This window comes from Vagococcus xieshaowenii (genome assembly GCF_004792515.1).
In the GTDB taxonomy this organism is placed as follows: domain Bacteria; phylum Bacillota; class Bacilli; order Lactobacillales; family Vagococcaceae; genus Vagococcus_A; species Vagococcus_A xieshaowenii.
This window is the reverse complement of sequence record NZ_CP038865.1, coordinates 736,993-750,433: the sequence shown is the minus strand read 5'-3', so window position 1 is coordinate 750,433 and position 13,441 is coordinate 736,993. Positions and strand designations below refer to the sequence as shown.

Genomic DNA, 13,441 nt, shown 5'->3' with positions numbered 1-13,441 from the left:
AAGATTTCACTCCTTTTATGAGATTAGAGACTCTTCTTGTGCCTTCATATTCATTCGAACAAACGGCGCATATAATAACGTATCTAAAACTACCAATACAGCGGTTAAAACGACTGGACTAAGTTTAAAGGCACCTAAAATCCATGTACTAATGAATATTGGCTCATTACCTGAGTTAAGAACTACTAGTGGAACTACCCAGCCAATTTTCGTAACAACATAAGCAATCACAGCATTAATAACTGGAACAAAAACAAACGGAATAAACATAATTGGGTTTAGTACGATTGGAAAACCAAAAATAATTGGTTCATTAATTCCGAATAAGCCTGGAATAAATGATAACTTCGCGACTTCCTTACCTGTGTAATGCTTAGGTGTAAATAATAATATCGCTAAAATTAAACCAAATGTTGATCCAGATCCCCCAATCATCGCATAAACATTCGTCATTGTATTAGGGGCAATAGAAATATCTACAAAGCTTTGTGTCTCGGCAAACTTTGCAACATTTTCTAAGAAAATTGGTAACCAAAGGGCAGATACCACACCCCATACAATATTAAATCCATGTAATCCTAAGAACCATAAAACTTGTTGCAACAGAATAACAACAATAATTGCTGGCAAGCCTGTACCAACACTGGTTAATGGTTGAACAAAGAACTGACTAATAAGTGACATTAATGAATTAAAATCAAATGCTTCAATGATTACACGAATAATTGAAAAGACCATTAAAACAATTGATACTGGAATTAATGAGAAAAATGAATCAAAAACATTTGGCGGTACATTACCAGGCAAACGGATAGCAATTTTTTTCTTTGCTAAAATTGAATACAAATAAACTGCAATTAAACCAACAATTAAACCAGTAAACATGCCTTCATATCCAAAGAAATTATTGGCAAAGCCTTGAATAACATCCGCAGAACTATCACTAAAATTCACGTTATTAGGAACCATTACAAAGTACGCGGCAAAAGCTAATAATGTTGCTAACAATGGATTAATATTTGCTTCTGGTTCTTTTTGTTGAATTACTTTAGCGTAATTATATGCTGTAGAATATACAATCAATAACGCTACCATTCCTAATGTCGCTTGATTAATATTACTGAATAATTTAGATACTACTTGGCCCCATCCTGTATCACCAAAAAATGCATCAATCTGCATACGGATTAAATTTGAAAAAGACCCTACTACAGTAAACGGAATACTGCTTACAAAAGCATTTTTAATAGCTTGTAACACATTATTATTATCAACTTTTTGAGCAATTTTTAATAACGGTTCTTGAAATTTTTCGGCATTGATTTTCATCTTACTTGATTCCTCTTTTCTTTCTCTTAATCGCAAAGGTTTTAATTTCTCCTGGTTTCATCTGAACTTCAATAGACTTTATAACACCCAATTGTTTGATAGATTTTCCGTATAAGTTAATCCATTTGACTTCGAATTGATCTGATAATTGAATAGTTTCGATTATTGAATCAGTCAATGATGGATTATTTAAACGAATCTCTAACCATTCACCATCTCTAGATAATTCTAATGAACTAAACACTAAACTTGAAGTTGCAAGATCAAGGTAATTAGTTAAAGCTTCTAGATGATCTACTTTATTTGATTGGAAGTACTTAATCGGATTTGTAAAACGATTGATTTCTTGTAATTGATAATAAGGTGTTTCTACTGAATACATTTGATAGTTTTTTTGAATAGATGCTGGTTGATAATTTTCTTCAATCACTAAAGCTACCTCCATTACTAATTCACCATGTAATTGGCTATCCGGTGTAGGAATGTAGCGGAATTGATTACCCGAAGCATCACCAGGTCTTCTTAATAATTCTGGTCTACCTAAGTATCCAACGCCTCTGAACAATGTCATAAACAATTTATTATCACATACTTGATATTCTTTAATACCTTTACTTAACATTGACACACTAGCCATTTCATCATGAATATTAGCAAAGTGAATCATTGGATAAATTTCAGTTGGTTCTTCCTTCCAACCTAGCTCTTGCCAATCATTAATATGTGGATCAACGTTTAGTCTCTCAATTGTTCCAAATAGTGTATCGGCATAACTAAACTCTGAAGCAATATCTGAAGCAAAAACCAAGCGCATACGATGATCATCTGCTTGATTATTTATCACTAACTTCAATTCGATACGATTAGTTGCTTTTTTTACGCTCACTTCTAGTTTATAATTTATTGATTGGTCTATTAAACCATTTTTTCGAGAGCTTAAACTTTGAGGTACTTGCCAAGTTCCTTCTATCCAAATAGTTGAATGAATAACCCCTTCTTGTACTGTGGCTTTTGCGTCACTAAAACTTAAATTCAAAATCATATCATGATAAGCAGGAGAATAATCATACGTATCTCCCTCATCACCAGATTCTTCTACATACAAACAATTTTTATATACTTTTTGATTATATTTAGAGGTTATATCAAACGCACCCTCTACAAACGAAACTTTGTAATAATCGTTTTCAATCATGATAGACTCATTATTACCGATAACTGACGGTTCCAACACATTTTCTTGTTCATTGACGTGTAAAATTTGATAATTAAATGCTGCCAACGAATAATCAATAGCTACAGTATAAATATAGTAATAAAGATCCTCTTGATAGTCTTTTTCTGAACGTCTAATCTCTCCAGCATAGACTTTTTCAACATTTAATACCTCAAATGGGACAATATTATCCTCATTATCCACCAATGAGATAGCTTTAGATTTGCTACTTATTTTGAAGGTAAATGGTTCAGTTCGCTGATACGGCATAGTATTAAACAGTACAATATCATTTTCTCTAGTACTAGTTAACGATTCAGAAATCTTGCGTACTAAATAATCAACGTTCGAATAAGATAATTGATCTGCTTCTTGATAACGAGCCATTATCATTTGATTTGTCTTATCTGTATTACAACCACCAATACTATCGTGGGCATGATTTTTCAGTAATAACTTCCAAATATAGTCAATCAACTCTGTCTTATATGGTATTCCCATTTCATCAGCCATTGCCGCTAAAGGTTGCAATTCAAAAATTAAACGATTTTCAATCGTATCATTTATCTTTTTCAAATCATAACGTGAAGAGTATATTGAACGATGGATTTTTGAGACACTACCACTTATAAACTCACCTGATACGGTAGGAAGCTTCTCTTTAGATTTTTCCAATAACTTAAAAATATGAGGATAATTACTTTCAACTAGTTCATATTCTTCACCTAATTCTTGATTTGCTTGATGAATGATTTCTTTTAATTGGCGATCAACTGCTCGCTGATCACCGCCAACAGGTAGTGTTACTATTTCAGAAATAGTATCTTCTGAAACTAAATCTAGAGTGCTTTTTTGTAAGAATCGGTCTCCTTCTACTAATGCTACTCCCGCGTAGTAACCATTACGAATATTAATAGTTAATACTTTCGACCCATCCTCTGCTTCCCAGAAAAATTCGCGATTATTAGTAATTTCACTAGGCATTCCTCTCCAAAAAACTGCATGATCAATATCAAATCCTTGATAAATTTTAGGCATATCCTTGCCTTGACCAAACGAATCTGGTAAATAACCTAAAGACGTATAACCACCTAATTCTTCAGATAACAACATTCCAATCTGTAAATTCTTAACTACAGACTCACCCGCAACAACAAATTCATCCATTTGGGTATACCATGGACCGATAAATAATTTTTTTGCTTCAACTAATTCTTTTATTTTTTCTTTTTTATTAGGAAATATTTTCAAATAATCTTCAACAATACTCAATTGACCATCAAGATAATAATAATCTAATTCATTATTATCTAACGCATAAATCACTTCATCCATATGGTACGAAAATTGAACGAACGCTTCATTATCGCTAAAATACCACTCTCTATCCCAGTGGGTATGTGCTACAATATGTATTTTTTTCATCGTTTTTCTCCTTATTCTTAACTAAAAAAACTATACAACACTAACCAAGACAAGTAAACCCTACGACAACAAACATCAAACTTTACCAAAAAACAATCATGTAAATGAAAATATTTTCACCATTTCAACAGAATCTATCATCTATAAAATATATAAAAAAGCATCAATGGTTTAATTTATCATTTAAACCATTGATGCTTTCATAAAACGCTTATTTAATTACACTATCCTATAAAAATTGATGTTTGATGATACCATTCGTAATAACTCCTCATCTAACTAATTTAACAAATGCAATTCATACCAACGTATAAAGGTTAACAACGTCCAAATTTTACGAGAATAGTCGTCTTGTCCTTTACGATGTGCTTCTAACATATTCAAGGTGTAATCTTTATCAATAATATGTGTTGCTTTAGAATCTGAAAAAATTTGGTGTGCCCATTGATACAACTCGTCTTTCAACCAGAATCTAATAGGTACTGGGAAACCTAATTTTTCACGATACAAAACATGTTCAGGTACAAAAGATTCAGCTGCTTTACGCAATAAGTACTTACTTGTACCATTTTTAAATTTTAATTCAGTAGGAATTTGAGCCGCTACTTTAAAGACCTCTTTGTCAACAAATGGTGTACGTAATTCCAAGCTTGAAGCCATTGTTGTACGATCGGCATTGTGTAATAAATCATCGACTAACCAAGTGTGCATATCAATATCTTGCATACGCGTTGTTGCGTCTAAATTAGTTGTTTCTGCATATAACGGACCTGTTAAATCCATATAACTTTGTCCTTCTTTAAATGTTTTCAAAAATTCACGTTTTTCTTCTTCTTTATAAATATTAGCATTACCAACAAAGCGTTCCTCTAACGGTGTAGATCCTCTTAATAAGAAGCCACGTCCCTTCATGTTTTTAGGCATTTTTTTAGCAACTGATCGAATAACTTTTTTCATCCCTGGAGAAAATTTATCAAATCCAGCTAACGAAATTGGCTCATGATAAATTAGATAACCACCAAATAATTCATCAGCTCCTTCTCCTGATAATGATACAGTACAACGTTTTGCAGCTTCTTGGGCTAAGAAGTATTGAGCAACCGCTGCTGGATCAGCCAATGGATCATCCATATACCATACATAATCATCAAATTCATTCATAAAATCTTGTGGTGTAATAATACGACTAAAATTTTTAACACCTAGCTTGTCCGCTGTTTCTTTAGCTACCTCAATTTCACTATAGCCTTCTCGTTCAAATCCTACCGAGAATGTTTCTAAATCATCTGTCATTTGGTTAGCTAACGATACAATAATTGAAGAATCCACACCACCTGAAAGGAATGAACCGACTGTCACATCGGCTCTCATATGACTCTGAACACTCTCATATAATGCATCTGTAATTTGGTTAGCTAAAACTTGTTCCTCGATATTTACAGGTTTAAAGGTTGGATTATAATATCTTTCAAAAACTAAGCCCTTATCAGCTGTAATTGTAAATTGTGTTCCGGGATTAACTGAATGAATCCCTTTAGTTAAACAATTTTCACCTAATACATATTGAAAAGTTAGATAATGCTGTAAACTTTCATGACATAATTCTCGTTTACTCATTACTGCTTCTAACGCTTTATTTTCCGAAGCAAAATAAAATGTTCCTTTAGCTTCACGATAATACATTGGCTTAATCCCAAAGTGATCACGTGCTCCATAAACACTTCCTTCTTCATTGTCCCAAATCATAAAGGCAAACATACCACGCAACTTCTCTGCCGTTTGATATTTATATTTTTTATACAATGCCAAAATTACCTCAGTATCCGTTGTCGTATTAAATAGCACGCCTTCAGCTTCTAGCTGTTCACGATACTTATCTTCATTATATATTTCCCCATTAAAAATAATAGTATATTTTCCATTATCAAAACTCATTGGCTGAGAGCCACCATTTATATCTAAAATACTTAATCGGCGGAAACCAAAGTGAACCGCTTGATTAGAAAAATAACCTTCACTATTCGGTCCACGATGTACAATCGTTTCATTCATTAATTTAATTTCTGTCTCATAATCATGTAATCTTGTCGAATTAAAATGAATAATACTTGTAAAACCACACATAACTTCATTACCCCACTCTTATTTTTTTTTTCTTTCACTTCGTTCTATTAAACTTTGTACCATCATAGCAGATACTGTATTACCAGCTGAATTTAATAAGGTTGCTGGAATATCAATAATAGTACTGATGATCATAATTAAGGGCACTGTCTCCGTTGGAAAGCCAAAAAACACCGCAATCATCGTTTCTGCAATCGCGCCACCACCTGGTATTGACCCCATCACTAAGCCAACAAAGAAACCACCAAAAATAATGGCTATTATATTTTCAATCGTCGTAATATCACGACCAAATAAAACAAATAAAAAGGCTATTTTGAACACCCCACCAATGACTGATCCATCTTTATGTGTGTTTGCACCCAAAGGGATCACCGTCTCCGCAATATCATCTGCAACATTCATTTTTTTAGTAAATTCGATATTAACCGGAATAGATGCCGCGGATGAACACGTAGCAATCGCCGTTAGTGCTGGTGTCGTAATATTAGCCCAAAAATCCTTAATACCTGTTTTACCATTTGCAATAAAAGCATAAAATGTCATCACACCAAAAAAGTAAATAATACTTATTAGACAATAAAGTAACATCGTTCTAGCATAACCGTTAATTAGTTGACTACCTAACTGACCAATACTTGAAGCAAAGTAACACCCTAAACCAATAGGAGCTAAATACATGATATAATCAACTACTTTCATAATCATAGTATTACCTGCATTTAAAAAGTCTTTAAATGTTGTATTATCAACACTTGTGTTTAACGTTGCCAAACCTACTATGATAGAAAATATAATAACAGCTAACATGTTATTCTTAGAAAATAAGCCTTGAAAATCTTCTACTGACAGCATACCGACGATACGATCAGCCATTGAAAGATCCTTTTGTATAGTGACCTCTCCTAACTGCTCAATCACCGATTCAACATTAAAGTGATTACTATCAATTAAAGGATATATTCTAACGCCTAAGTAAGCAATAATTGCTGAAATCATCGCTGTCATAATAAAAACTAGCATAGTATACAGCATGATTTTGCCTAAACGCTTACCACCTTCCATATTAGCAATCGAACTTGATACACTAAAAAACACTAATGGCACAAGAATCATAAATAAAAAGTTCAAAAAGAGTTGGCCAATCGGCTCTACAACCATCATCTTTTCGCCAAAAAAAACACCTAATAGCCCACCGATGATTATGCCAGTTAACAACTTGATTGACGCTAAATTTTCCTTTATATACCTCATAACGACTCCTTATTAACAAACCCTTTAATCATTTCACAGTCATCAAAATAGACTTTTTCTTTACCCATTATTTGATAATTTTCATGTCCTTTACCTGCAACAATAACAAGATCACCGGGCTCTGCTTGAGCTAATGCATATTCAATTGCCTCTTGACGATCAACTAATTGAATAAATTTATCAGACGTTAAATGACCACACATGTCATTCAAAATGTCTATTGGGTCTTCAGTTCTAGGATTGTCAGATGTAAAGATTGACATATCAGCATATTTTAAAGAAATATTAGCCATCAGTGGTCGCTTCACTTTATCCCGATCCCCTCCACAACCTATCACACAATAAATCTTTTTCGTTGCAATTTTTTGGGCAGTCTGTAGAATATTTTCTAATCCATCTGGTGTATGAGCATAATCAACTATCGCAACAGCTTCCTTACAATTATCTACTAATTCAAATCGACCTTTAACTGGTTTAAGAGTTGTAATTGCCATAATAACCTCTTCAAGTGGATACTCTAATCCAATACATGCTCCCACAGCTGCTAAAATATTGTATACATTAAAATCACCAATTAATGACGTTGTTACTGGATAACACGTACCGTTATAAACAAGATCAAAACGTGTCCCTTTAGAAGTGACGGTAATATGTTGTGCTTGTAAATTAGCATTATCGCTACATCCGTATGTCAAAATATTTTGAGCCGTACAAGTCATTAATTCTCTACCATGAGGGCTATCAATATTAATAACTGCTAATTTACGTTTTGCATCATAACCATTACCTAATTGAGAAAACAGTAGAGATTTTGCGTAAAAATACTTTTCCATCGTTTCATGAAAATCTAAATGGTCTTGTGTAAAATTAGTAAATACAGCTATATCAAAATCCACTCCCCAAGTTCGTCCGTGAATTAAACCATGAGAAGACACTTCCATTGCACATACATCTACATTTTCTTCGTTCATTTCATTAAAAAGTTGTTGCAAAGTAATACTATCGGGTGTTGTGTTCGCCGTTGGAATAATTTTATTTACCACTTTATTATACATAGTACCAATAACACCTGTCCTCTTATCGATACTACTTGCCAATTGATCGATAAGATGCGTAATCGTTGTTTTACCATTTGTTCCAGTTACACCTACTACTTTGATAGTCTCACTCGGATTACCATAATATGCATTCGCAAGTTGCGCCATTGCTTTTTTGGTGTCTGCTACTAAAATATACGGTAAATTTACATTCGTAGGAACTTGTTCAACAATAACAGCCTTTGCTCCTTTTTCTACTGCCTGTTCAATCATTGAATGACCATCAAATGTTGCACCTTTAATCGCAATAAATAAAGAATTTTTCAAAACTTTTCTAGTATCTTGTGTGATAAAAGAAATATCTTCTGTCATTTGTTTTTCTGTTAATGATGTTTCGTGAATAACTAAATATTCAATCAATTGTGTTAACTTCATTTTATTCTCCTAAATATTTTTTGATTTATAACGTATCACTTAACTCGGTTTTATATACGTGTTATTTGAACTAACATTTTAAAAAAACTCTTTTCAAAAGAGTTAGTTTTGAAAAGAGTTTTTCAAACAATTAATGATCAAATTCAACATCGTTATTAAATTTCATTGATAACATAATACCAATACCTATCATATTGCCAAGTAGTGATGAACCACCTTGGCTTATAAACGGCAAGGGAATACCTGTTAAAGGTAATAAGCCAATACTTGCGCCAATATTCTCAAATACATGAAACAAAATCATCATAATAATCCCTGTTGAAATATAAGTTGAAAAAACATTGTTAGTATATAAACACACACGAATTAAGCGATAAATTAACAATAAATACATAAAGATCACCAACGCTCCACCAACAAAACCAAAATTCTCCGCAATAACAGTGAAAATCATATCTGATTCGCGTACTGGAACGTCTACTTGAGAAACGTTAAACCCTTTCCCCGTTAACCCTCCTGAACCGATAGCAGTTAGCGACTGAGCTTGTTGATAACTTACACCTGTTGTGTCATGAAATGGATTTAACCAAGAATCAATACGAGATAATTGATATTCTTTTACTCCAAATTTAAACAACAGCTCTCGGCCTACATCAGTTGCAACTAATGATAAAATGCCAGCAATTAAGACGATTGCCGTAATGATACTTGGTAATAGTATTTTCCATGAAATACCAGAAATCAATACGACCCCACAAAATATCGCAATAAACACTAATAATGTCCCAAAGTCATTTTGAAGTTTTAATAAAATAACAACAGGTAATGTTGCAAGCAATAACTTCGCTATTAATAGAAAGTCGCTTTTTATTTCGTGCTTATTTTCTCTATTATGCCTTGTGGTAATATAAGCAAGTAGCAATAGATATGAAATCTTCATTAACTCTGAGGGCTGGAATGATAAGCCTGCGAAATGGACCCAGTTTTTTGCACCTGTTAAAGCCGCAACATTGGGATCATAAAACCTTAGTGGCAGAATCATGAGTACCAGACCTAATGCATACAGAGCTGGGGTGATTTTCCACCAGACTTTAATGTTGAATTGCATTAGTACAATAACGGCAAAAAGTCCAATAGATAGCCATAATGCCTGTTTCAACATTTGGTATAAAATATTTTCTCCATCAACGAGTGACAACGCAACGTATTGCGAAATCAATCCGATAATACATAAGACAAATACGGGTAAAATAATGCCATAATCAATTCGATTATCCAAACTAAATTTATTATCATTCATATTCGACGACTCTCTTCTTCATTTATTTCCTTTTTCTATTATACAAGATGTCTTAAGTTATACCTAGTGTTCTTTACATTTTTTTTTAATCATTAATAATTCATAAAAAAACACGTAATAATCAGACATCATTACGTGTTTTCATCAGTTCTTATTTAGTTCCGAATAAACGGTCACCTGCATCCCCTAAACCTGGGAAAATGTAACCATTCTCGTCTAATTTTTCATCTAATGCTGCTGTAATAATATCAACATCTGGATGAGCTTCTTGTAATGCTTTAACGCCTTCTGGAGCTGCTACTAAACAAACAAATTTAATGTTTGTTCCACCGCGACGTTTCAGTGCATCAACAGCCAAGATAGCTGAACCACCTGTTGCTAACATTGGGTCTACTACTAATAATTGACGTGTATCAATATCAGATGGTAACTTTACAAAATACTCTACTGGTTCCAATGAATCATGATCACGATACATACCGATATGACCAACTTTTGCAGCAGGAATTAATTCTAAAATACCATCCACCATGCCGATACCAGCACGAAGAATCGGAATAATCGCCACTTTTTTACCAGCAATTGTTTGTTGAACCGTCTTACCCATTGGTGTTTCGATTTCAATCGGTTCTAATGGCAAATCGCGTGATACTTCATATGCCATCAGCATTGCGATTTCGTCGACAACCTCACGGAAAACTTTTGTCCCACAGTTTTTATCGCGGATGATTGTTAGTTTGTGTTGAATTAATGGATGATCCATAACTTGAAATTTTCCCATATTCGATTCTCCTCTATAATTTTATTCTTATCTATTGTAAAGCAAATACCATTAAAAAACTAGATTTAATTAGGTCTTTTTTTGATTAAACGTTTTACCTATCAAACATTTCTTGTACATTTCATATACTAATTAAATTTTTTATTGAACAAATTAGCACCCTCTAAAAAAGAAGCCTAATACTTGGTATTACGCTTCTTTAAAAGACACATTATTTATAAAGAGGATATTTAGCTGTTAATTCACTTACTTCTCGTCTAACAGCTTCTTTCATTGATTGATTGGTTGGATTCATCAACATTTCATTGATTAAATCTGCAACTTTTTCTGCATCTTCTTCATTAAATCCTCGTGAGGTAATCGCTGGTGTTCCAATGCGAATACCACTTGTTTGGAAAGGACTTAACGTTTCAAATGGTACCGTATTTTTATTGACGGTAATATTAACTTCATCTAGTAATGCTTCTGCTTCTTTACCTGTTAATTTGTATTTGCTCACATCAATTAATAGTAAATGATTATCTACACCACCACTGATTAAACGTGCATAAATAGATTTATTGAAAACATTCGCCATAGCTTGCGCATTTTTAATGACTTGTGCTTGATACTCTTTAAATTCAGGTTGCAAAGCTTCTTGAAAAGCAACTGCTTTTGCTGCAATCACATGTTCTAGTGGACCTCCCTGAATACCTGGGAAAATGGCACTGTTGATTTTCTTAGCTAATTCTTCATCATTTGTTAAAATCATGCCACCACGTGGACCTCTTAAAGTTTTATGGGTGGTAGTCGTTACAACATCGGCATAGTCCATTGGGTTTTGATGTAGACCTGCAGCAACTAATCCAGCAATATGCGCCATATCCACCATTAATTTTGCACCTACTTCATCGGCAATTTCACGGAATTTTTTAAAATCAATGCTGCGTCCATAAGCACTTGCACCAGCAACAATCAATTTAGGTTTTGTTTGACGTGCTTTAATTAATACCACATCATAATCAATAACTTCAGTAAATGGATCCACGCCATATGCCACAAAATTGTATGTTTTCCCACTAAAATTAACTGGAGAGCCGTGAGTTAAATGCCCACCATGGGTTAAATCCATTCCTAAAATGGTATCTCCTGGTTCCACTAAACTTAAATAAGCCGCAGTATTGGCTTGTGAACCCGAATGTGGTTGTACATTAGCAAATTTAGCATTAAATAATTGCTTAGCGCGTTCAATAGCTAAATTTTCAACCACATCTACGTACTCACACCCACCATAATATCTTCTGTTAGGATAACCTTCTGCATATTTGTTCGTTAACACACTACCTTGTGCAGCCATTACCGCTTCTGACACAAAATTTTCAGATGCAATTAGTTCAATGTTACGCTCTTGTCTTTCTTGTTCATTTGCAATAGCATCCCATAACACCTTATCTTGTTGTTTAAAATCCATAAACTATCCAACTCCCCTGCATGTTTAGTATCTTTATCTTAACACAGATAGCTACTCATCGATAATATCTTTGACTCGCAGATTTTCTCACACGATTCATATAAGCCATTCCAATTCCTTCATCAGCAAATGTTTCAACAAATACAATATCAATCATACCTTCTTTATCATCAAAATAACGTAACCCGTTGAATAATTGATGCATGCTCTCTTTGACGTCACTATTTTGTGATAAATAAAAGATGTGCTCTACTTCTTCCACAAATGGATGCGCTAATTCTTTTGAACACAGTAAACCAATTTTTTTATTGTCTGACTTCGCCCAAGTAATTGCTTCTTGCCAATTTTGTTGCCTATAATCAATCATATACACTGGTACTTCTGGTGCATAATGGCGATATTTCATCCCTGGTGCTTTGGGTTTACTAGTTTCACTTAACAAATGCTGATCCACTGAAACATCATCGATTACTTTCTTCAAGTCATCTGGTGTAATGGCTCCAGGTCGCAAAATCATTGGAGGCGTAACGGTCATATCTAAAACGGTTGATTCTAAACCTACACGCGTTTGACCATCATCAATTACCCCAGCAATGTGCTCTTTTAAATCATGTAAGACATGATCTGCCGTTGTGGGACTTGGTTTACCTGAGGTGTTCGCACTAGGTCCAACTAATACTTTACCACTTTCACGAATTAGCATCAGCGTTGCATCATTAGCAGGCATTCTAAAAGCACACGTTGTTAGCCCCCCTGTTGTTGCCATTGGTAAACTATTTTCCTTAATTTCAAAAATCAACGTTAACGGACCTGGCCAAAATGTCTTCATTAGTTGTTTTGCTTCATTTGAAATTTCTTTTACAAACGGTGTCAAGTCTTGTTGAGTGGCAATGTGAACAATCAAAGGGTTGTCTGAAGGACGACCTTTAGCAGCATAAACTTGTTTAACTGCTGTTTCATTGGTAGCATCAGCGCCTAATCCATAAACTGTTTCTGTTGGAAAGGCCACCAATTCACCTTCTTGAATCGCTTTTGCTGCAAGTGATACATCATCTGCTGTCCATTTATTTCCTTTATCCATTTTATTTCG

The 13,441-nt window shown here is 33.9% G+C and carries 9 protein-coding genes; all 9 read right to left on the bottom strand.

The features are described 5' to 3' along the window. Positions 1-15 precede the first annotated feature (15 nt). Entirely contained in the window at positions 16-1,329 is a 1,314-nt protein-coding gene (locus E4Z98_RS03660; protein WP_135253674.1) for a PTS sugar transporter subunit IIC, read from the bottom strand. A 1-nt stretch (position 1,330) separates the two neighbouring features. Continuing rightward, positions 1,331-3,970: a glycoside hydrolase family 38 N-terminal domain-containing protein gene (locus tag E4Z98_RS03655; protein ID WP_135253675.1), complete on the bottom strand. Its 2,640-nt coding sequence runs from the start codon at positions 3,968-3,970 to the stop codon at positions 1,331-1,333. Positions 3,971-4,249: 279 nt separating this feature from the next. Further along, positions 4,250-6,094, bottom strand: a complete 1,845-nt coding sequence (gene asnB, locus E4Z98_RS03650) for an asparagine synthase (glutamine-hydrolyzing) (protein WP_135253676.1) — start codon at positions 6,092-6,094, stop codon at positions 4,250-4,252. Positions 6,095-6,112: 18 nt separating this feature from the next. Beyond that, positions 6,113-7,348, bottom strand: a complete 1,236-nt coding sequence (locus E4Z98_RS03645; RefSeq protein WP_135253677.1) for a dicarboxylate/amino acid:cation symporter — start codon at positions 7,346-7,348, stop codon at positions 6,113-6,115. Next, positions 7,345-8,820 (bottom strand): UDP-N-acetylmuramoyl-L-alanyl-D-glutamate--2,6-diaminopimelate ligase, encoded by a 1,476-nt coding sequence (locus E4Z98_RS03640; RefSeq protein ID WP_135253678.1) that lies wholly within the window; start codon positions 8,818-8,820, stop codon positions 7,345-7,347. The genes E4Z98_RS03645 and E4Z98_RS03640 overlap by 4 nt, the downstream gene beginning before the upstream one ends. Positions 8,821-8,950: 130 nt before the next feature. Next, positions 8,951-10,120, bottom strand: coding sequence for an FtsW/RodA/SpoVE family cell cycle protein (locus tag E4Z98_RS03635; RefSeq protein WP_135253679.1), 1,170 nt, complete (start codon positions 10,118-10,120; stop codon positions 8,951-8,953). Between the two features lie 151 nt (positions 10,121-10,271). Further along, positions 10,272-10,901, bottom strand: coding sequence for a uracil phosphoribosyltransferase (gene upp / locus E4Z98_RS03630; protein WP_135253680.1), 630 nt, complete (start codon positions 10,899-10,901; stop codon positions 10,272-10,274). Positions 10,902-11,112: 211 nt separating this feature from the next. After that, positions 11,113-12,351 carry a serine hydroxymethyltransferase gene (glyA, locus tag E4Z98_RS03625; RefSeq protein ID WP_135253681.1) on the bottom strand — a complete coding sequence of 413 codons (1,239 nt, stop codon included), beginning with the start codon at positions 12,349-12,351 and terminating at the stop codon, positions 11,113-11,115. Positions 12,352-12,406: 55 nt separating this feature from the next. Then, complete coding sequence (locus E4Z98_RS03620) at positions 12,407-13,432, bottom strand: L-threonylcarbamoyladenylate synthase (RefSeq protein WP_135253682.1); 1,026 nt, start codon at positions 13,430-13,432, stop codon at positions 12,407-12,409. Between the last annotated feature and the right edge of the window lie 9 nt (positions 13,433-13,441).